General features: G+C 44.5%; 16 protein-coding genes. 8 read left to right on the forward strand and 8 right to left on the reverse strand.

Annotation, left to right across the window (positions count from 1 at the left end; all coding sequences use genetic code 11):
- The first annotated feature begins 281 nt into the window (after positions 1 to 281).
- A complete protein-coding gene (locus VTH8203_RS14865) occupies positions 282 to 1,220 on the forward strand; it encodes a 1-aminocyclopropane-1-carboxylate deaminase/D-cysteine desulfhydrase (protein ID WP_096994371.1) in 939 nt (312 codons plus the stop codon).
- A 69-nt stretch (positions 1,221 to 1,289) separates the two neighbouring features.
- Here the strand turns inward: VTH8203_RS14865 and VTH8203_RS14870 are convergent, their stop codons facing one another.
- Entirely contained in the window at positions 1,290 to 2,069 is a 780-nt protein-coding gene (locus VTH8203_RS14870) for a tetratricopeptide repeat protein (protein ID WP_096994372.1), read from the reverse strand.
- A gap of 288 nt (positions 2,070 to 2,357) precedes the next feature.
- Between VTH8203_RS14870 and VTH8203_RS14875 the strand changes: the two genes are divergently transcribed.
- Together VTH8203_RS14875 and VTH8203_RS14880 are read left to right on the forward strand one after the other, a co-directional pair.
- A complete protein-coding gene (locus tag VTH8203_RS14875) occupies positions 2,358 to 2,801 on the forward strand; it encodes a dCMP deaminase family protein (RefSeq protein WP_096994373.1) in 444 nt (147 codons plus the stop codon).
- A 308-nt stretch (positions 2,802 to 3,109) separates the two neighbouring features.
- The gene (locus tag VTH8203_RS14880; RefSeq protein WP_244181223.1) at positions 3,110 to 3,997 is read left to right on the forward strand and encodes a TonB-dependent receptor; all 888 of its coding nucleotides are present in this window, start codon (positions 3,110 to 3,112) and stop codon (positions 3,995 to 3,997) included.
- A 47-nt stretch (positions 3,998 to 4,044) separates the two neighbouring features.
- On the opposite strand, the gene VTH8203_RS14885 is transcribed toward VTH8203_RS14880, so the two are convergent.
- The 3 genes from VTH8203_RS14885 to VTH8203_RS14895 form a co-directional block, all read right to left on the reverse strand.
- Positions 4,045 to 6,489 (reverse strand): efflux RND transporter permease subunit, encoded by a 2,445-nt coding sequence (locus VTH8203_RS14885; RefSeq protein WP_096994374.1) that lies wholly within the window; start codon positions 6,487 to 6,489, stop codon positions 4,045 to 4,047.
- A 102-nt stretch (positions 6,490 to 6,591) separates the two neighbouring features.
- On the reverse strand, positions 6,592 to 7,251 hold the full coding sequence (locus VTH8203_RS14890) for a YccT family protein (RefSeq protein ID WP_244181224.1): 660 nt from the start codon (positions 7,249 to 7,251) through the stop codon (positions 6,592 to 6,594).
- Between the two features lie 189 nt (positions 7,252 to 7,440).
- Positions 7,441 to 8,490 carry a porin gene (locus tag VTH8203_RS14895; protein ID WP_096994401.1) on the reverse strand — a complete coding sequence of 350 codons (1,050 nt, stop codon included), beginning with the start codon at positions 8,488 to 8,490 and terminating at the stop codon, positions 7,441 to 7,443.
- 533 nt (positions 8,491 to 9,023) lie between these two features.
- Between VTH8203_RS14895 and dinG the strand changes: the two genes are divergently transcribed.
- Genes dinG through rsmS form a run of 4 tightly spaced genes read left to right on the forward strand, consistent with a single transcriptional unit; the run spans position 9,024 to position 12,585 of the window.
- Positions 9,024 to 11,099, forward strand: coding sequence for an ATP-dependent DNA helicase DinG (gene dinG, locus VTH8203_RS14900; protein WP_096994375.1), 2,076 nt, complete (start codon positions 9,024 to 9,026; stop codon positions 11,097 to 11,099).
- A 14-nt stretch (positions 11,100 to 11,113) separates the two neighbouring features.
- On the forward strand, positions 11,114 to 11,887 hold the full coding sequence (locus VTH8203_RS14905) for a TSUP family transporter (RefSeq protein WP_096994376.1): 774 nt from the start codon (positions 11,114 to 11,116) through the stop codon (positions 11,885 to 11,887).
- Between the two features lie 24 nt (positions 11,888 to 11,911).
- Positions 11,912 to 12,427 (forward strand): primosomal replication protein PriC, encoded by a 516-nt coding sequence (priC, locus tag VTH8203_RS14910; protein ID WP_096994377.1) that lies wholly within the window; start codon positions 11,912 to 11,914, stop codon positions 12,425 to 12,427.
- Positions 12,427 to 12,585: a pleiotropic regulatory protein RsmS gene (gene rsmS, locus VTH8203_RS14915; RefSeq protein ID WP_370739240.1), complete on the forward strand. Its 159-nt coding sequence runs from the start codon at positions 12,427 to 12,429 to the stop codon at positions 12,583 to 12,585. The genes priC and rsmS overlap by 1 nt, the downstream gene beginning before the upstream one ends.
- A gap of 69 nt (positions 12,586 to 12,654) precedes the next feature.
- On the opposite strand, the gene mukB is transcribed toward rsmS, so the two are convergent.
- Genes mukB through cmoM form a run of 4 tightly spaced genes read right to left on the reverse strand, consistent with a single transcriptional unit; the run spans position 12,655 to position 19,955 of the window.
- A complete protein-coding gene (gene mukB, locus VTH8203_RS14920) occupies positions 12,655 to 17,103 on the reverse strand; it encodes a chromosome partition protein MukB (protein ID WP_096994379.1) in 4,449 nt (1,482 codons plus the stop codon).
- Positions 17,100 to 17,846, reverse strand: a complete 747-nt coding sequence (gene mukE, locus VTH8203_RS14925; RefSeq protein ID WP_096994380.1) for a chromosome partition protein MukE — start codon at positions 17,844 to 17,846, stop codon at positions 17,100 to 17,102. The genes mukB and mukE overlap by 4 nt, the downstream gene beginning before the upstream one ends.
- On the reverse strand, positions 17,827 to 19,164 hold the full coding sequence (gene mukF, locus VTH8203_RS14930; RefSeq protein ID WP_096994381.1) for a chromosome partition protein MukF: 1,338 nt from the start codon (positions 19,162 to 19,164) through the stop codon (positions 17,827 to 17,829). Before mukF ends, mukE begins: the two co-directional genes overlap by 20 nt.
- A complete protein-coding gene (gene cmoM, locus VTH8203_RS14935; RefSeq protein ID WP_208617754.1) occupies positions 19,161 to 19,955 on the reverse strand; it encodes a tRNA uridine 5-oxyacetic acid(34) methyltransferase CmoM in 795 nt (264 codons plus the stop codon). Before cmoM ends, mukF begins: the two co-directional genes overlap by 4 nt.
- 117 nt (positions 19,956 to 20,072) lie before the next feature.
- On the opposite strand from cmoM, the gene elyC reads away from it, so the two are divergent.
- Positions 20,073 to 20,966: an envelope biogenesis factor ElyC gene (gene elyC, locus VTH8203_RS14940; protein ID WP_096994383.1), complete on the forward strand. Its 894-nt coding sequence runs from the start codon at positions 20,073 to 20,075 to the stop codon at positions 20,964 to 20,966.
- The last annotated feature ends 41 nt before the right edge of the window (positions 20,967 to 21,007 follow it).

The following is a 21,007-nucleotide window of genomic DNA, read 5'->3' on the forward strand; positions in this document are numbered from 1 at the left end:
ATTAACAGTAGCATTTACCAAAATGTCACTTTTGCACCTAGATATTGTTCTTTGCGGAGAAAATGCTGCGATATCTTCGCGTCTTAATGATCTTAAAACACTACGTCAGATTTGTGTAAATTTAATTCGCTTCTACATATTACTTCTAGAGTGACCTCTTAAAAACGCCATAGTCTGACACATTTTATGCCGAACCTCTGTAATCATTTGTATGTGCTCTGTTTGTGTCTATCATTGAGTGGAGTTAGAATCAGCGTCCAATTTTAGAACTAGGTGCTCTCGTGAATCTCAACAACAGCCCAGTAACGCAACATCATTTTCAAGGATACGACTTTCATCTAAAACGAGATGACCTATTGCACAGCCACTTCAACGGCAACAAAGCACGCAAATTTGCTGACTTACTGGGGAGTGAGTTACCGGGTATTACTCAACTCATTGGCTGGGGTTCAGCACAAGCCAACTCTCTCACCTCTTTAGCGGCGCTAGCGAAAATAAAACAACTAAAACTGACCTATTTTGTCGACCATAAACCGGATTGGCTAGACGAGCATCCTACCGGCAACTATCGGGCGGCCAAAGAACTAGGTGCAGAAATCATCTCACTAAAACAGCAGTTAGGTTCAAACGCGCCTCACCCTCGAGACTACATAAGCGCTAATTATGCACATTCTACAGACTGCTATGTCGTACCTGAAGGAGGTCGATTTCAATCGGCTCGAAAAGGGATTATCGAACTTGCAGAAGAAATCCTCAGCTGGTCTCGATTTGAAAAAGGCAAACCAATAAAAGTGGCTCTACCTTCGGGAACGGGGACGACGGCGCTGTTTTTAAGCCAGATACTTATGCCTAAAAACATTGAGGTATTGACTTGCCCCTGTGTTGGCGGAAAGCAATATTTGAAGCAGCAATTCGACGAACTGGGACACTTCAGCTATTACCCAACCATTCTTGAACTGGAAAATAAGCATCACTTTGGCAAGTTGTACCTGCAAGATTATGAAATTTGGCAACAACTGCAAGATGAAACCGATATTGAGTTTGACTTACTCTACGACCCAATGATGTGGCGCTGCTTGCTACCTTGGCTTGATACAAACCCTGACGTTTCATTGCTCTATATCCATCAGGGAGGGTTATTGGGCAATGAAACCATGCTACCCCGGTATCGAAGAAAATATGATGCAGATAAAAACCAATGGCAGCCAAAGGTTGATTGAAGGGACATAACCAAATGTAATAAAAAGAGGCGTAGGTATGCCTCTTTTTATTACAAATCAAAGCGCTGGTTACTTATGAGAAGAGTATGATTGTAAATAGGCTTTCGCTTTCTGTTGTGCCGTTTTTAACTCGTCAGAATCGAGTTTCAGTGCTAACTGATCGCGAAGTTTTTCAGCCGTATCGTAACCGTTAGTAGAGGCTACTGATGCCCAAGCATAAGCTTCGACATTGTTAAGCTCTACTCCTTCACCAAGTGAGTACTTATACGCGAGATTTCTTTGCCCGTAAGCATAACCATTTTCAGCGGCTTTGCGATACCATTTGACCGCCTCGACATCATCGGTCTCGACCCCAAGCCCTTTTGCGTACATAACGCCTAAACTGTTCTGCGCTACATCAAAATTGCGTTCTGCTGCCAAGCGATAATATTCAACGGCCTTACTATTGCTCTTCGGAACACCACGTCCCCATTTGTACATACCAGCAAGATAGTATTGAGCTTTAACACTGCCCTTTTGAGACGCTTTCTCAAACCAAGCAGCTGCTTCTTTGGCATCGTAGTTCACGCCATGACCGTTGTCGTACATCATGCCCAACTTGTACATAGCAGATTCGCTGCCTTGCTTTGCTGCTTTGTAATACCACTCTACCGCTTTCGCATCATCTTCTTTGATGCCGTTACCGCTGGCATAACGATCACCGAGTTCAAGCTGTGCAAATAGGTCGCCTTGTTTGGCACCTTGTTCAACCTTTTTAACGCTATGAGTCGACCAATCTTTTACAAACGCAAGGCTTCCTGCACTAAAACACAGACCACATAGGGAAACTGCTAACAGTGTTTTTCGCATTGTTTATTCCTATCTTTAAAGATGTCGTCAAATTCTGCCATATGATTAATTATCTGCTGACTAATTAATTCAGAATTAGCGATACTCTGACACAGAATATCGTATCAGTCACAAAAATATTCTTCATTAAACGCAAACTAAGCACAAATATATCATTTGCATTCTGGTAGCCACGGATTCCAGTATGCGCTGCAATCGTTTACAGAATTCCCTCGTGTTACGTCAGCAAGTTTTGTACACTGCGGTAAACGTAATATTTGAATAAATTAGATAATCAACGGAGTAGTTATGGTATCTAAATGGGCAAAACGATTCATTCAGATGGCGGAACTGGTTGGTTCCTGGAGTAAGGATCCATCGACTCAAGTCGGTGCCGTTATTACCAAAAATAACAGGATCGTATCAGTTGGGTTCAATGGCTATCCGCACGGGATTTCAGACAGCGCTGAAATCGACGAACGTGAGACGAAATACCTAAAAACACTCCATGCTGAAGAGAATGCTATCTTATTCGCAAAACGAGATCTGGATGGCTGTGAAATTTGGGTCACTCATTTTCCTTGCCCCAACTGTGCAGCAAAAATTATTCAAACTGGGATATCGGCAGTCCACTGCCCTCAACAAACCGAAGATTTCTTATCGCGTTGGGGGGAAAAGATTTCGCTGAGCCAAGATATGTTCGATCAAGCCGGGGTCCAAGTCGACTGGTTACCTCTAGCTCAGCTTGATTAAGCTAGACCATCACATCTCTGGTTTGTCTATCGTTTCTGCAGTTTTTCCTCCAACTGCAGAAATGTTGTCATACGCTATTCCATAAATATCCTCCTAAAGAGCAAGGCCGTTAGATATCCTGCCAATTCATTAGCTTGCATCAAATTACATTTCATTGTCTTGAAACAAACAACAATACAAAGCGTATATCGATCCTGCGTAGTTTTCAGACGAATTTCTGCTGAAACGGAAGATTAAATTCTTCCCATATATGTTTTAGTCCACTACAATCCGCGATCTTATAATTTGAGCCAATAGTAACTCTATCAATGACCAGTTTTTTTGTTTCAGTGCTAAAGCGTACCGTAGGCGCTTCTGTCATTTTTTCACTCGGCCTAGGTTCAGCAGCCGCTATTGAACTGCCTCTTTTCAAGAAAGAAGCAGAAGAGCGTGGATATACTCTCCCTGAAGCTGTAGGGCTTAGCTTAGGCTATATGAACGTTTCTCAAGGTATTAATGTCGATTCTATTGCTTTGACTGGTTTACCTAGCATTGTTAAAGACCTGAATATCAACACACAGGGCGGCTACCAAGAAAGTGAAGTACTTACATTAAAGGCGGATGTTTGGGTCCTGCCATTTCTTAATTTCTATGCAATTGGTGGTAAGTTAAATGGCTATTCGGAAACCACTATTACATCCGCCAACGGTACAATTGACTTAGGCTTTTTGGGCCAGCACGAAGTTAGTATTGACGATATTAATGCACCATTTCGTCTGGACTTAGATGGATATATGTACGGTGCAGGTACGGTTATAGCCGGTGGCTACGAAAGTGTCTTTGCTCTTATTGACGCCAGTTATACAAAAACAAAATTGACAGTAATTGATGGTGAAATAGATTCTATTGTTGTATCGCCGCGAATTGGCTACGACTTTTCAAGAAATACGGACTTTCCAGTTAGAGCTTGGATTGGTGCTCAGTATCAAAACATCGAACAAACTTTAACTGGAAACGTCAAAGATCTGCCTCTTGGTGGATTAGGAGACCTAGGCTTCATACAAAACGCCAAGTTTACTGTTAATCAAAGTCTTGCAAATAACTGGAACACCCTGTTAGGCGCTCAGTACGAGTTCACCCCAAATTGGGTTCTAGTCACAGAAATGGGTTTAGGGCAGCGTAAGAGCTTCTTTATTACCTTAGATGCTCGCTTCTAAGTTTAAGTTCTCAATTCAGCTAATGACAATCGATCTTTATAAGGCCCTTATTGGGCCTTTTTCTTTGTCAATTCTAACAGTACTGGTAGCAGAACTAAGCTAAACACTAATATGCTACTCAATGCTATGGTGAGAACTAAGCCAATAGAGTGCATGCCTCTGTGTTCGGCCACGATCAAAGCGCCAAATGTTGCAAGGGTGGTCAAGCAACTAATCAATGATGCTTTCGGGGTAGAAGTTTTGAAAAAGGCGTCGATATCACGAACAGCTCTAAAACGCTTAACGATATGAATACCATTATCTACACCTAATCCGAATATCAGCGGTATAACGATAATATTGGCCATGTTCATTGATAAGTTAAACCAATGCATCATTCCCAACGTTGTTAATGAAGCAAGCGCTAAAGGAATGAAAATGAGCAACACATCTCGCTTTTTCTCCACCGTCCAAATCAAGATGAGTGCGATACCAAACACTGACATGAGTATTGCAGCTTGAAAAGCTTGAACAATAATGTTCCCGACTTCTTGCTCTGCAACCGCACGGCCGGTAGCGTTGGGAGCGATCTCTTTCACTTGAGATATAAACTGCTCAAGTTCGTGAACATTCGTCATATCGCCTTTTGGTGTTACTGCAACCAACCACTGATTGTCATCACTAACATAACGTTTTTGTAGTGGTTGTGGTAAATCCTTTACAACCGGATCAACGATGTCATTTATTTGGCCACTTGCTATAACGGACAGATTAGAAAACAGATTCATCGTCACGCTGCTTATATCCAGCTCCGCAGGCAGCTCTTTCGCCCCTAACCAATGTTTCGAAAGCGCAAGTTGTCCAAAAGCTGAGTAGTCCATGGGTTGTGCAATTTGTGTCGTATTAATGACTTTATCCAGTTCCGTGTATCTTTCCACAACATCAGTAGGTAAAAAGTCACTAGCAACGGTGACGCTTTGAACACTACTTTGAGTCAATAACTGCTGTTTCCATTGTTGTGCTTCTTGTTCGCCTTCTGCAATCGCATATAACTGGTAACTCGAGCCTAAGCCTTGTTGTTGTAATGCATTCAAACCTTCCACAGAGTCAGAACTAGGGTTTTTTAGAACCAGCGTGGAAAAATCGAATTTAAACTGTGTTGCTCCATAGCCCATAACGACAGCCAACAAACAAGCACACGTAATAACCAGTCTTTTCTGAGCGTTAAGTTCTTGTCCAAACCAAACAAATCGATGTGTATCGACCTGATGTTTCACGGTTGGGTAACCAAGCAGAGTAAAAAATAGCGGTATCACGATAAACGTTGCCGCGAGCCCCAGCAGCATACCGAGAGCAGAAATGATACCAAGCTCCCCCAATCCTATATAACTTGTTGGGTAGAAACTAAGGAATCCCAAGGCGGACGAGAGTGCACAAAGCGCTAATGGACGAATAGAATGACAAGAGGCAAATTTCAAACTATCTACATCGCTGTCTCCTCGAGCTCGCAATTCGTGAATATGCAGACAAAGGTGAATAGAGAAGTCAACGGCCAGACCGATAAACATCACCATAAACACGATAGATATTGTGTTATAGGAACCAACAAAGAAAAGACCAGCAGCAAATGTCCATGTCAGTCCGACAAGCACAGTTACATAGCACGCTAGAATAACGCGAAGTGAGCGAATGCCTATCGCTAGAATCAGCACCAAACCCAATAGCGATGCTGAACCTGCAATCGTAATGCTGTTATTAGCATCGACGATTTCATCAAAATCCAGTGCCGCCTGCCCTGTTACTTGAATCTTAATATCATCAGGTAGATCCTGCGATTCAATAACCCGATGGACCGTTTCCATGATGACTCTATTTGGTTCTTTGGCACTATCGTCTGGCTCGGCAACTAAGGTAATGGCAAATGCTTTGGGAGTATCTATTGTCGTTTTCAGTATCTGCTGCCAGTCGACCGCTTTGTTGTCAATCGCCGATAGCAAAGGCCCCAGCGCAACCTGATTTTGCTGAGCTAAAGCGCCAAAATACACATTTAAGTTCTGCGTCTTCGCTGCTTGGACTACGGGTTCAATATCATCCTGAGCGGTTTTTAGTAAACGTTGGAACTCAGCGTCAGATAAAAATCCTAGAGCATATTGCTGAAACCAGGACAAAGAGCTTGGCGCAAAAACCTCTGTAAATAGTGGCTCAGACGCTAGGGCGCTTGCTAATCCATTGACATAACGTTGTAACTTCGGGTCAGAGTCACTAGTAATCAACAATACGACGTTACCAGTATCGGGAAAAGTATGCTCTAAGGTTGCTAGGTTATCGACCCATTGGCCTTCTTGTTTTACTAGCGATGATAAGTCAGCATTCATTCGAAAATGTTGTTGACCATACCAAGCACAAGAAGCAGTCAGAGAAAGGATGAGAAAAAGTGTTAGCTTAGGAAAGCGCAGTATAGAAGAAATAAATCGGTTCACGGTAAGATTTGAGACAAACGTTAATGCAGTCAATGATAGCCTAAAATCTTCAAACCTTGGTTAACTTCCTGTCAGATACCACTCATGAAAAAGGAGGCAAACGCCTCCTTTGTCAATATTCATCACATAAAACAATTATTCTATATCTATCATCCACTTACGGAATTCTTTACGCTCTTCTTTAGATGCTTTCAAATACCAAGCTTTTAGCTGTTCAGTATTGCTTTGCACCGTCGGAGAAACGTCTGTCTTCTTTGTCGCAGCCTCTGCCACAGCGGCAGTCGCTACTACTGGAACCGCAACCTCAGCAGTCACCATCTCTCCACCACCAAAAGAAATACCTCGAGATGCGTTATGCTTAGTAACCAAGTCATCCATCCCCATATAAGGGAGCAAGCCTTCTCGGCCTTGAAGTTTTTCTTGTGAATAGTCTACATTTCGCCCATCTTGAGAAACGCGCCATTCTGGCTGTCCCGTTCTGAAAGCAGCCTCTGCCTCTTGCTTGCTTCGAGCAACGGGATGGTCGATTTTGACTTCATCACCAGTGACGTCAAAAGTTAAAACATACGGTGCCGAGGTATAAACCCCTTGAGAGCTGCCACGCCCAATCTTTTTATCCATACGCAAAACGACCTGGGTTTGACCCGGTTCGACATCATTTGGCGTAATCTTGGACTCGGCTTCTTGTCCATTAATATAAAGTACTGACACCCCTTTCATAGGGATTAGAGTCGCCGCATTCGCGGAAAAAACAACACCTGCTGTCAATAGTGCAGCAATAACAGACCGTTTCACGTTGACCACTCCTTGATATATTTTGCTTTTCTAAGCCACTGCCATGCTCTCATCATGCCACAGTTAGCGAGATAAAAAAGCTTTTTTAGTCTTACCTCGTAAACACAAGTTAAGTGAATGCTTTTCGCAAGGCTGATTAATAAAAAAAAGCCACCCGAGGGCGGCTTTCTATATAATGGTTAAGCTTGATTAGAAGCTTGACTTGATACCAACAGCGAAACCAGTTTGAGAACCTTCACCATTGTTGCCGCCCACTTCTGCGTATGCAGTAGTAGATGGAGCTAGTGAATAACCTGCGTTTAGGTACCAGTTAACTACCTTATCGCCAACTTCTGGGTTAGTTTGGCTAACACCAGTTGCAAATGCCCAAGCGTCCAATGAATAGTCTGCTGCCGCACCAATTGTTGTGTTGTTTGCAGAGCTACCGCCATCTGGCTTAACGCCCACATTGTAGTAACCAAGCGCTAGGCCTAGGTTTTCAACGCCCGCGTAACGTGCTTCAAGAGCCCAGATAGATTCTTTCTTACCAACTTCCGCTGGAGTAGTAATCTCAGCCCAGTCACCAACTGCGCCTGTAGCCATGCCATTGTCTAGGTGGTCTTGAGTAACCGTGCCCCAAGCTGTTGACTCTTGCTTAGCCTTGATATCAGCTTGGCCATAGAAACCTGTGAAATCAAAATCAGCAACGCGCGCACCTAGTTTACCATCAAAGTAAGTGCCATCTTTGCCGATACCGTTGTAGCCTAGTTTGTTCTGCATGTAAGCAACTTTACCGTAGAAAGTGCCTTTGTCTAGCGCGTACTTCACTACTTCGTGACCAGAGAAAGGTGTACCGTTTTGGAAGAAAGACTTGATACCAAATTGATAGTCCGAACCGATACCCGCATCGTCAAGCGCTGTTGCTTGCTTACCGAAAGAGATGTCACCAACACTCGCAGAGTAAAGACCCATGTAGACGTTGCCAACTTGCGCGCCTAGCTCGTTGTTAGTGTCTGAGCCTTTGAATTCCCAAAACGCGCCAACTTGTAGGTCGTCATTAATCGCATAGCGAGTATCGAAACCGAAATCTGCGTCTTGAATTTCTTGTTGGAATTCAGAGCCTTTCGTTTCCGCTTTCTTATAAACGATTTCAATATCGCCGACCATGTTAACGGTAACTTTGTCTTGGTTATATAGCTCGATTGCTTGCGCAGAACCAGCTGCTGCTAGTACTGATAGCGCTACTAGAGTTTTTTTCATGATAATCCACTGCCTTTTCATAGATGGGAATTCCTTTTCGGTTCCCTTTTTTAATATATGTGACGTCTAAACCTTCCTTCAGAACGACAACTTTTTGTCCTTTGGTTGATTCAGCGTCTTTGAATCTCGTAATTAAGAATGCAAAAGATATCAGATAATGTCAAACGCTCTAAATAAAATAAATAAATATATCTAAACCACTTTAAATCAATAACTTACGTAATTTATCGTGATGCATCGCAAATTTTTTGAACACCTTTCAAATGCAACTCCACTCTTGTTTTTTGGCTACCATTAGATATTTTATTCCGAAATATGAGCTAAATATGTTACTTTTTGGGATATAATACTATGAATATATGTTTTTTGGCGTTTTATATTTTCTATTGCATGAAAAACATTTATCTCGATAAAAGTTCACTTATTTTTTGTGACTTTGATCTAAATACCTGAACTAGAAGACGATGTTTTTCAGCATATTTTTCACAAGCTAAAGTGTGCTACACTCGCTCGTCATTAAATTAGGGCTCTATATGCTGACCAGTAAAATCCAACAATCCATTCGTCAAAGCTATCAAAACCTCCAAAACCAACTAGAAAACTTTGTGCCTAGAAGAGCGCAAAACTATCTTGTGTCTGAAATTGCCAAAACGTTGTGTGGGCAATATCACAAGTCAACGAGGATGATTGTTGCTGAAGCAGGTACCGGCATAGGAAAAAGCCTCTCTTATTTAATGGCAACCATTCCAGTCGCTATTCAGAACAACCGCAAAGTGGTGATTTCTACCGCAACGGTTGCTCTGCAAGAGCAGTTACTTGATAAAGATTTGCCACTCTTTCGCCGCATCACTGATCAAAACTTCTCTTTTATTATTGCTAAAGGTAGGCAACGCTACTGTTGTGCCGAAAAGCTAGCGGTTGCATGTGGCGCCGATGGCGGTCAGATAGCCATGTTTGAGAGCAAGCCCAAAAAGGCTGATATTGAACAACTTCAGCTCATGTATGAAAAACTGGCTCAAGGTAAATGGGATGGTGATAGAGACTCCTGGCCGAAACCCATTGATGATGTCGTATGGCAAACTATCGTCAGTGAGAAGCACAGCTGCAATAACAGCTTACCGGCTCACCGAGGATGCCCATTTGCCAAAGCGCGATCTGAACTGGATAAAAACGACGTCATTATAGCCAACCACAGTTTGGTAATGGCAGACGCAGACCTCGGCGGCGGTGTTATCCTCCCCGACCCCGAAAATACGATTTTTATCTTCGATGAAGCTCACCATCTACCGCACGTCGCGCGAGACCATGCGTCCGCTGCAGCTACTTTAAAGGGTGCGGCTTCTTGGTTAGAACGATTAAACCAATCTGCCAGCAAGTTCTCCGGTTTAGCCGATGAAAAGCGCGTGAGTCGTTTTCGTAATGAGCTGCAGGATTCCATACAGCAGCTCATTCCCTTATTAAATGAGGTCAACACCTATTGCTCCGGTCTTCCGTTTGAAGAGGAAAGCTGTCGTTTTGAAAATGGTGAATTGCCCAACTGGCTTGAAGAACAGTCTAAAGCACTTAAACAGTTTTCGCAGAAAGGCGCTCAAGCATCAGCGAAAATCGCCGACCTCATTTCAGAACGGCTCAAAGACGGAGAAGTATCCGCAAAACTCGCCGAGCCCGCTTTAGCTGAATTGGGTTTCTATATTCAGCGCTTTGATAATCTGGCAGCAGTATGGCGGCTCATGGCCGAGCCTAAAAAAGAGAAAGGTGCACCGCTTGCGCGCTGGGTAGAAAAAAGCAAAGAGCGTGAAGGTGACCATGTTATTAGTGTTGCGCCTTTAGAAGTGGGCTGGCAACTGGATCAACATCTCTGGTCCAGATGTGTAGGTGCCGTACTTGTTTCAGCAACAATGCGCGCCCTCAATTCCTTTGCGTTTTTCTGCAACCAAGCTGGTATCAGTCAGAAATCTGAAGATGGCGTTCAATTTTTAGCGTTGGCATCACCTTTTAATTATGCAGAGCAAGCAGAGCTTGTTGTGCCCAAAATGCGTAATGAGCCACAGGCTCCCCAGTTTACTGAAGAGCTCACTGAAAAGCTGTTTTCCTTTATTCAGGATGGCAAAAGCAATTTGGTGCTGTTTTCCTCTTATTGGCAAATGAATAAAGTCGCCGATGATGTAAGGTCAAAATTCGCTCTAAAAGGATGGCATCTGCAGGTTCAAGGTGAGAAATCACGTACAGAAATTCTAAATAAACATAAAACACTGACCCAATGTCAAAAAACCAGTGTGCTTTTTGGAACAGGGAGTTTTTCCGAAGGACTAGACTTACCCGGAGAGCTGCTCGAGAACTTGATTATCACTAAAATACCTTTTGCGGTGCCAACCTCTCCTATCGAGCAAGCACACGCCGAATATATAGAAAGCAAAGGGGGTAATCCGTTTCTTCAGATTACAGTTCCAGAGGCCAGTAAAAAACTGATACAATCGGCGGGCCGTTTGCTACGTAAAGAAAGAGATTGTGGCACTCTCTATATTCTTGATAGGCGAATCGTCACAAAAAGGTATGGCAAGTCTCTGCTCGATTCCCTACCCCCGTTTAAAAGAACAATAGAATATTAAGGCTTCTAATCTCGATGGAATTTATCGAACCTAGCATGTTGGTTATTTTGGCGCTTGTCGCTTTTGCCGCTGGCTTTATTGACGCAGTGGCTGGTGGTGGTGGAATGTTAACGGTACCAGCGTTGCTATCGCTAGGACTGCCTCCACACATAGCACTTGCTACTAACAAGCTGGCAGCTACGTTCGCCTCATCGACCGCGGCATTTACGTACTATCGCAAAAGGTTATTTAGCCCTGAATGCTGGTATCGCGCTTTTATTGCGACCCTCATCGGGGCAACGATTGGTACTCTGGTTGTTGATATGATCAGCACCGAATGGTTAGAGAAAATCCTACCTCTTATTATTCTTGCCGCAGCGCTCTACACAGTGTTTCAAAAAGCACCTCAAGGCGATGAACAGGACAAAGTTCATATAGGCTGTCCAAAGTTTAATCGAAAGCAATACTTACAAGGACTGTCTCTAGGCTTTTACGACGGTGTAGCCGGTCCTGGTACTGGCGCATTCTGGACTGTAAGCTCAATGGCTTTATACAGACTGAACATTTTATTTGCTTCCGGTCTCTCAAAAGCCATGAACTTCACTAGTAACTTTACCTCACTGATCACATTCGCGGTTTTGGGCCATATTAATTGGGTGTTAGGTTTAACAATGGGGCTATGCTTAATGGCGGGAGCTTATATTGGTGCTCATTCCGCGATTCGATTTGGTGCCAAATTTATTCGCCCCATTTTTGTTACCGTCGTGAGTATTCTGGCTATTAAACTCGCCTATGATGCTTGGTTATAACTTACTGGACACTGGGGAGCTGTAATGAAATTAGCCGATGTTAAATCTCGATTAAAGCAGCTCTATCATGATGCTCATGCCTTCGATCTACAACATCGCGGTCATCAGAAACCTTGGTTTGACGAGCATCTTTTCTCCTCTTCAGGCACATCACTTCAACCTTGCGTCGCAGAAGCAAAACACACCTTAGACAAAATTATTGCGCTTAGCCAACAAGGTATTGATGCGGCATCCTCAGCAACCTGGGTGACTAAGTTTGCCGATCAATTGGAGGCTATTGAGCGAGTATTAGCCAATGCGAATTCTAACCCGGATAATGCATTAGCGTGTCAATCTCTCGTACAACTAAAAGCCGACCTTAAACAGCATCAAGTTTGGGAACAAAAGTTGTGCGCTCTTGTGAGACAACAAGAGCGAGAACTAACAGCAGATAAAGCCACAAAGCAACAGCTTATCTTAACTGAGCAACGTCTTCAGCGCTGTCGCAATGCGATGAATGCGATTCAACACACCATCAATCAAAGGATGAGATTTATATAATGTCTTCTGAATCTGGACTGGATAACGCCCCCGAAGCAATCAAACTTGCTGTTGATCTTATCTTTCTGCTGGAAAGTAACGAGATCGATCCAAACGTAGCTCTCGAAGCACTTGAAATTGTGAAAAGCGATCTCTTGAAAAAAGTGGAAACCTCATAGGGGATAATTCTGCTTTGACATTATTGGGTCAAAAAAAGCCTTCTAAACAGAAGGCTTTTTATGTTTGTGTTATGCCGTGGCTTGTTCCACTAATTTTTCGGCATCGTCTAATCGTTTGTTTTCACCAAAACCGCGAAGACCGACAACATGAACATGCTCGTGATCTTTAAACACCTTACGCACTAATTTGTATGTAGTGCCTTTCTCAGGGCTGATATTCTCTGGCGCAGCAATAAGTAGCTGCATCCCTTGACGATCACACAATTCAAATAGTGTCGCGATGGATTTAGCATCAAGACGCGCAGCTTCATCTAAGAAGAGTAGACGACACGGCAAGATATCTTTACTGCGTAAGCGGCGAGATTCTTCTTCCCAACTTTGCACTACCATCAATAGGATAGACTGACCTGTACCGATAGCTTCACCGGTCGATAGCGCACCAGATTCGGCTTGTAGCCAACCATCCGAACCACGGTTAACCTCAACACTGAGTTCAAGATAGTTTCTGTAGTCCAGTAACTCTTCGCCCAATACTTGCGGCGAGCGTTGCCCCATATCGATATGTGGGTTAACACGCTGGAACAACTTAGCCATTGCTTCAGAGAAGGTATAACGGGTTGTCTCAAACAAGTCCTTGTGCTCACCGGTTAGGGCGACTAACAATTGCTCATGACTCTCACGAATCTTGACATTCAGTCTAACTCCTTTCACCTGGCCGAAATGAATATTCGACAGACCTTGGTTAAGCATACGAATTCGGTTCTGCTCACGCTGAATCGTTTTCTTAATAATGCTTGATACCGACTCAGAGCTAATAGCCAAACGGTTTTCACGTTGCGTCAGCTCTTCGGTTAAGCGAGCCAGTTCCACTTCCATCTCTTCGATAGCTTCAACCGGATCATCGGTGCGAATGATATCCTGACGAATACGCTCTCTTAGATGTTGATATACCGCAATGTAGAACAAAACTTTACGTTCTGGTTTTGAAGTATCTTCCGACTGGCGCAGTGAATCGCGCAGATCTTCGTTGTCGGCGACAGCTAAACGCAATGCCCCCAACGACTTATCTGACATTGAGCGTAATTCAGCGGCGCTCATATAAGCAAGTTCACGTTTGTGCAAGCGACGTTCAACATCATTAGCTTTAGCAAGACGTAATACGCTACACCACCCCGCTTTCGCCGCCACAACGTAGGTACGTAGTTCGATATATTCTTTCTGCACCTTTTTCAGACGTTTCGCCAAACCTTTCATTTCAAGTTCGGTGGACGTCATAGTTTTTTCGTACTCGCTCTTACGGGTACGAGAAGTTTGCAGTGCTAAATGAAGTTCGTCACGACGTTGCTCTGCGCGCTCCAATGCAGATTCGTCCGGAACAATCCCGTACTCCTGTAGCTCTGCTCTAAACTCTTGAACCGTCTCCAGTTTAGCTTGATGTGAGCTCTTTAGAGATGCCAATACTTGGTTGTATTGGTTGGCTTGCTCTTGAACTTGCTTTAAGCCTTCTCGCAAACGCGAACGCGTGGATTCAGCTTGGACTAATTTCGCTTTAAGTTGCTCACTAAGTTCACTGCTTTGATTCAACATATTCATAGAATCAGCATAAGCAAAGTAAGGACGACGTTCAGCCAAATCAGCAACGGCAAAGATCTGAGCTTTTAACGTTTGCAGCGCTTTATCAGCACTTTGATATTGGCTAGTTAACGCATCAAATTGCTCTGGGTCACTATCTAGAACATTCACAACGGCAGCCAGTTTTTCTGCCGCTGCGCCGTGTTGCTGAATATAGCTCTTGGCCCCATTGAGCTCTTCAATTTGAGATTGAAGCTCTTGATGACGCTCCGCCAAAGTCTCATCGAATAGCACGTTAGCGCTGATAGATAAACGATCCAACAAACTCACGCACTGCTTAGATTTCGACAACTGCGCACTCGCTTGTTGCTCGCGCTGTTTGTTGTCATTGAGCTCACGCGCTATCTGGCTGCGAAGTTCACGGAAACGCGCCAGTTCCACTTCAGGATCGGCTTCAAACGCCAGCTGCATGTGCTCTGCTGCGAACGCATTGAACGCTTGATATAGGCGCTGCAGCTTTTGTGCATCAAACGCCGCTTTCGCGTGTTTTTCTACCGTTTCTTCACGTTGTTCACGGAGAAGCTCTAAACGCTGTTCACGTGCTGCGCGGCCAAACAGTGGGATCTTAGGAAAGCGTGAGTAACGCAGTTGGCGTTCATTAAGCTGAACACATACCGCACCATCAAGCTCATCAGCATCAAAGGAGCTATCATCAAAAGCATCGATGTCGCCCTCAATGATGTACAGATCTTCCGGACAATCATCAAGCTCAACCAGCTTTTCTTTAATACCGTCTAGGTTTGATACCACGATAGCATGACGCGCTGGGCCATACATTGCACTAAAGTAAGGTGCATCATCGATGGTGATATCATCATAAATCTCAGACAGCAGAACGCCACCAAGCGTATCCGCCAGACCTTTCAAGCGAGGATCGTTTGAACCACCAGGTGAGGCAAGGCGTTCAATCTCAAGCTCTAGCTCTTCACGGCGTTTCGCCAGTGAGTCACGTTCAAAAGAGGTTTTACGCTCATTGTCATTAGTGGTTTGCATTGAACTGATGACATCTGCGCGATCCACCAGCTCCATGCCACTCTGCTCACGAAGGTCTTCCAATGCATTAAAGGATTTGATCCACTTCGGCGCGTAGCTCTCTAACTTGCTGATCTCAGACACAAACTCTTGTTCGCGCTGTTTGATCTCGCCTGATGCCTCGCGAAAAGCTTCAAGCTGCTGCTCGCACTCAAGTACACGCTCGCGTTGGCTCTCCGCTTCCATTTCGAGATCCGCTTCGCTATCAACACGGATCCCAGCGCCACCAAGCTCGCTTGCCAGCTTCTGTGCTTGCTGCTGACGCTCAATGTTGTTCTCAAGTTCACGATATTGGGCGCGAAGCTGAGCTTCATTTTTCAGTAGTTGACGATGTTCGTCTGCTTGTTTAATCGCCGTTTTCGCGACATGGCTTGCTTCACTACGCTCCACATCACCCGCAATCTGCTTGACCAGTGACAACGCTTGTTCAAACTGCTGTGCAGCGGCTGATGACATATCAAGGCGATGTTTAAGCTCAAGTAGCTCAGTTGTACTTTGTGACTCTTGCGATTTTAGTTGGCTGAGCGTTTCAACTGCGCCATCTTGATTCAATGATTCGTTTTCAAGCAGGTGGCGTGCTTTCTCAAGCGCTTGTACCGCTTGCTGATATTGCAGCGCACGCGTTTGCTGCACATCCAGCGCTTGCTGGTAATCAGCTAGCTGAGTCTTAAGGCTATCCACCTCTTCTTCCGCAAATGTCGCCTGCTCTTCAGCGGCAAGCTTACGCTCATTCGCTTCTTCTACGACCATCATCTGCTCTTCAAGACGCTCGTTTAGCTCTTCAAGATCTTCTTGGTAGCGCTCAATCTTCTCCTGTTGACGCAGAGCGTTTTGCACCAACAACAGGTGATCTTGCGCCGCTTGATGATCTTGCTCTAGACCTGACTCATTCTCTACCAACATCGACAGTTCTTGCTGGACTTTGTTTAGCAGTTCATTTTGAGCAATGAGCGTTTGACGGGAGCCAAACAGCTCACCACGCAGTTTCATCGTTGTCTCGAGCTTGTTACGACGTTCATTAGCGTGGCGCATGTAGTCGGCTGCCACGTAATTGGTCGACTCGGTGATCAGATGTTTAAACAAATCACGATCAGCTTGGGTGGTCTTGATTGCTTCAAGCGTTAAGCGGTTTTCACGTAGCGCAGATTCCATATCTTGGAACGCTTTCTTTACCCCACCATTTTGAGGTAATAAATAGTCACGCAGAGAACGGGTAATGGCACTTGAAATACCACCATAAAGCGAGGCTTCAATCAGACGATAGAACTTTGAGCGGTCGCTGCTATTACGCAATTTCTTTGGCAACACACCAAACTCGAACATTTGTGCGTGATAATCAACAATCGAACTGAACGCTTTAAAATGAACGCCTTCCATATCGCTGACTGCGTCTTTTACTTCATTGATTTGGCGGACGCGTGCATGGTTCTCAGACACGGCTTCTATCAGAATATCTGTCGGCTTTACGCTGCTTGGCAAACCTTGAATAATAAACGGTTTGATATCGACTTTTTTGTCTCGTCCAGCAACTTGCTGCAATTTGACCACAAACAGCACTCGTTGATTGCGTGAGTTCACAACATCAAGTGCTGAGTAACACGTGCCTGGTTGCAGTTTGCCGTACAGACCTTTATCTCTCGACGCCTGAGAACTGCCGGCTTCTGTGGTGTTTCTAAAGTGCAGCAAACTTTGATCGGGAATCAAAGCCGTAATAAAGGACGCCATTGTGGTGGATTTACCCGCGCCGTTACCCCCAGATAACGTGGTCACTAGGCTATCGATGTCAAAAGTACGTGCAAAGAAGCCGTTCCAGTTGACCATCGTCATTGATTGATATTTACCTCTTTCAATCATACGTCAGTCTCCTGATCTTGTTGTTGAGTATCCATGGGCTGTTCTGTTAACTCTGTCACTTTCACTTCTTCATCTGGGATCAAGCTACCTTGAGATGGCACTTGGCTGTGCGCCACTGCTTCGCCATCACGGATCAATCTCAATTGAGCATCGCGCATATCATCACCAACCCTAACGTCAGCGCCAAAGCGAAACACGGCTTCACTGATACGGAATTTACCCGTGTCGCCAATTGAGATCGTCATACCTAAACGACGCAAACGACGTAACGACGTACGAACTTTTTCAAACAGTTTCTCTTTATCAAGGTCAGAGCCAGTCGCGCGATTAGTGACAAGGCGCATCAGTTTCTTTTCATCAGCAAGTGCCAACAGCTCGTCATACAGTTCTTGATTGGTAAAAATGCCTTCATGCGCTAAGCGCTCTGGGCTCAAATACAAAAAGCACAATACTTTACCCACGAGCATATCTAATTCTGATAATACGCTGCGACCGATTAACGTGGTTGAACGAGGGCGCAGATAGAAGAAACCTTCAGGTGCTTTCACCAATTCGGTGTTATAGCGCTGATAGAAACTCGCCAGTTCCACATCGAAATCACACAAAAGAGCGTGATTATCCAAGTCCTCTGAAGAGATGTGTTTACCCGCACGAAGCGCACTATCTAGTGCAGGGAAAAGCGGATTTGTAATCGCTTTTGCCAGTTTTTCTGGCATGTATTCGTCAATATTTGTCGATGACATTTGCTTGTACCTTTGCGCCAAAATCATTGATAGCTTGCCAATCGGGTTGAATGGCTGAGTAATCGGATTGGGAATAGCCCAATCGAACTGCTTGGTCCACAACAATTCTCGCGAGATCGAAATGATGAGAGTGTGGGTGTGCCGCAAGATAATCTCTGAGCACTATGCCTAAATCAATTGGAGCACCTTGCTCTTTATGCACTTTCAGCATGTCCCCAATGCGCTCGGCAAGTTCATCATTTACTTGTTCAAATTCTTCATATTCCACTTCAAGTGGCACAGCCCCTGTGACTTCGTCATTACGAAGTACTAAAGCTTCATCACGAAGGTCAGTGAGTTTTTCTGCGTCGGCATAAGTTAAATACCATGGCGCATCAAAGTAGTCGGTCACGGACTGGCGAAGTCTTTGGCTGAACGCTCGGTTTTGATCCATATCGATCGCAGTACGGATAAACTTATGTACGTGGCGATCGTAGCCAATCCATAAGTCGATCGCTTGCTGACCCCAGCTAATGATTCGATCCAGCTTCATTTGCAAGCCAAAGAGTGCCTCTCCCACAAACTCAAGTTCATCGTCTCCATAGACGATCTCTTGGATATCTAGAATTTGAGTTTGTAGTTCATCCCCAGCAGCTTGCAGAGTATCTTGAAGTTCTCGAAGATTCGCAGAAGTCTCGGATAGCAAAGCCTCACAGTTATTGATGGCTTCTCGCCAGTCTTTATTGAGTAGCTCTGCAATTTGCAATTTGACCGACTGCTGCTGCTCATCCATAACTCGTTGGTTCAAATCAATCTGATCGAAAATCTCACCCACAGAGTATTTCAGAACGCCAAATACGTTCTTACGCCAATGCCCAACCGTACCACCTTCCTGAGCGGCGAGAATGGCTTTTGCCATTTCATCGGCCACCATCGAAAGCTGGATCGATAGTCTGAGTTTGGAGAACTCACGATGCCTGACATAATAATCGGTTATGCCAATCGCAAGTGGACTTAGACGATAGATGCTTGCACCGTCGTTTATCTCACTGGTAAAACGACTTAACAGCCTCTGTTTAACTAATTCATTAATCGCATTATTGGCACGAAACGCGGTCGCTTCGCCCGTTTGCTCGAACTGTTGCGTGACGATCTTGAACGCATCGTGTAGTTCGCCTTCCCCCAGTTCTTCATCAAATCTTTCATTACTCAGTACCGCAATAGATATGAGAAATGCCAACCGTTCAGTGGAAAGATTCAATGCAAAATCATGCTGTTTGACCCAGCCGACGAGTTCATCAATCGGTCGGTCATCTGCATTTAGAGTGTTATCACTCATGGTCTTTCCTGTAAATGTTTTTTCCTCGCCCATACATGTATGTATCGGCCCATGGAGAGATAAGGTTCTTGGCGACACAACTGCTGTTCTAGTTTTAGAACATCCTCAGCGGTGTAGTCTCCCATGTATTGCATATTGCCAATGTAGTCGCTGAATGAACGAATACCAGATTTGCCACATATTTCAAACCCCGCATCCTCTATCCATTGATACACTTCCTCTGGCTTTAGCCCTTTTTGTGGCTGAAGCTTGAATCTTTTTCTATGTGGCATGCCGTCAAGTACATGCGGAATATTGCCACATATAACGTTCTTAAATACCAATCCATGATGGTTGTAAAACATGACAGACGCGATACCACCAGGTTTTACTTGCTGCAAAACCGCTTCTAGCGCAGGTTTAGGCTCCGCTAGCCACTCCATCACGGCATGAAACAACACTAAATCTACTGGTTGAGTCAAATGTTCGGCGATACTTTGTACCGGGCTGTGTACCCAGCGATATTGCGAGAGTAGCCCGTTTTTTTCAACATCAGCTTGCGCCAACTTAAGCATTTCAGAAGAGAGGTCACATAATGTGATCTTATGCCCCCTGTTTGCAATTCGTTGCGAAACCTGCCCTAATCCACCACCAGCATCTAAAACTTCTAGCGCTTTTCTTGTATCATCCAGCGCATCGAGAGCTTGGGTTAAGTCTTCCCAAACAATAGTTTGGCGAATTTCACCCTTCTCTGAGCCGTAAATATTTTTTGCAAATTTGTGGGCGATATCGTCGAAATTTCGGTCTTGCATCACGGTATATTGAGTTAAGATAACCAGTTATACAGCTATTCTGTCATATAAGTGACAGGAATAAAGGGGCAACTCCCTTTTTTAGCGTTAAGTGGTGTTTTTTCGGACTATTATTCTATGTTTGAGCTGAAAAAGGTTGTGTCTTCATTACTAATGCCTTTACCTGCCATGTTAATTCTTGGTTTCTTGGGCTTAGTTCTCATCATGTTTACGGCACGCCGTAAACTCGGAAGCCTGATTATTCTCGTGTCTCTGTGTGGGACTTTTCTTATTTCATTCCAACCGTTATCTAGCCGCCTCTTGATGCCACTTGAGCGTCAGTACAGTGCTTTCTTGCCAATTAACCAAACCATTGACTACGTCATGGTGCTTGGCGGTGGACATGTGGTCGATGATCAAATTCCACCTACTTCGGAGCTGAGCCGAGCCTCGTTAATGCGTTTGAGTGAAGGTATTCGTATTCTCAGAATGTACCCCGGAGCAAAGCTCATTCTATCCGGTTATGATGGTGGAACTGGTGTTAGCCACGCAAGGACGATGGCCAAAGTCGCTCTGGCATTAGGGGTTTCAAAGCCAGATATCATTTTATTGGAAACCGCGAAAGATACTTGGGAGGAAGCTCGTCAAGCCGCTGCCTTTGTACAAAATAAACAGCTTGTTTTGGTAACATCAGCCAGTCATATGAAGCGTGCCATGTACGAATTCGAAGCGGCAGGTTTAACGCCATACCCTGCACCAACTAACTTCTTAGCACAAAAAGAGATTGAGCAGGCTTGGCAAAAGTACACACCATCATCTCGGTACTTAGAGCAGACTGAGCGCTATTGGCACGAGACAACGGGACTAATTTGGCAAGACCTTCGGGAATGGGTCGCTAACGAAGGCAATCAAGAATTTATGCCTTCTGTGTCTGAATTAGAGTCTTCTGCAGATGCTGATAAAATCACACAACAAGACATCGAAGCTCAACTGGCCCCAGAGGAATCTCAAGAGCCAGCAAAAGCGCAATAATGTTTGATGCACAAATTAGAACGCCTCACGTAAAGTGAGGC

Origin of the sequence: Vibrio thalassae, from assembly GCF_900089835.1 — a bacterium.
GTDB lineage: Bacteria > Pseudomonadota > Gammaproteobacteria > Enterobacterales > Vibrionaceae > Vibrio > Vibrio thalassae.

Bases quoted from the DNA above. Each gene is read 5' to 3' on its own strand.
- VTH8203_RS14870 (WP_096994372.1), bottom strand. From the start codon at position 2,069: ATGCGAAAAACACTGTTAGCAGTTTCCCTATGTGGTCTGTGTTTTAGT.
- VTH8203_RS14875 (WP_096994373.1), top strand. From the start codon at position 2,358: ATGGTATCTAAATGGGCAAAACGATTCATTCAGATGGCGGAACTGGTT.
- VTH8203_RS14880 (WP_244181223.1), top strand. From the start codon at position 3,110: ATGACCAGTTTTTTTGTTTCAGTGCTAAAGCGTACCGTAGGCGCTTCT.
- VTH8203_RS14895 (WP_096994401.1), bottom strand. From the start codon at position 8,490: ATGAAAAAAACTCTAGTAGCGCTATCAGTACTAGCAGCAGCTGGTTCT.
- dinG (WP_096994375.1), top strand. From the start codon at position 9,024: ATGCTGACCAGTAAAATCCAACAATCCATTCGTCAAAGCTATCAAAAC.
- VTH8203_RS14905 (WP_096994376.1), top strand. From the start codon at position 11,114: ATGGAATTTATCGAACCTAGCATGTTGGTTATTTTGGCGCTTGTCGCT.
- priC (WP_096994377.1), top strand. From the start codon at position 11,912: ATGAAATTAGCCGATGTTAAATCTCGATTAAAGCAGCTCTATCATGAT.
- rsmS (WP_370739240.1), top strand. From the start codon at position 12,427: ATGTCTTCTGAATCTGGACTGGATAACGCCCCCGAAGCAATCAAACTT.
- mukB (WP_096994379.1), bottom strand. From the start codon at position 17,103: ATGATTGAAAGAGGTAAATATCAATCAATGACGATGGTCAACTGGAAC.
- mukE (WP_096994380.1), bottom strand. From the start codon at position 17,846: ATGTCATCGACAAATATTGACGAATACATGCCAGAAAAACTGGCAAAA.
- mukF (WP_096994381.1), bottom strand. From the start codon at position 19,164: ATGAGTGATAACACTCTAAATGCAGATGACCGACCGATTGATGAACTC.
- cmoM (WP_208617754.1), bottom strand. From the start codon at position 19,955: ATGCAAGACCGAAATTTCGACGATATCGCCCACAAATTTGCAAAAAAT.
- elyC (WP_096994383.1), top strand. From the start codon at position 20,073: ATGTTTGAGCTGAAAAAGGTTGTGTCTTCATTACTAATGCCTTTACCT.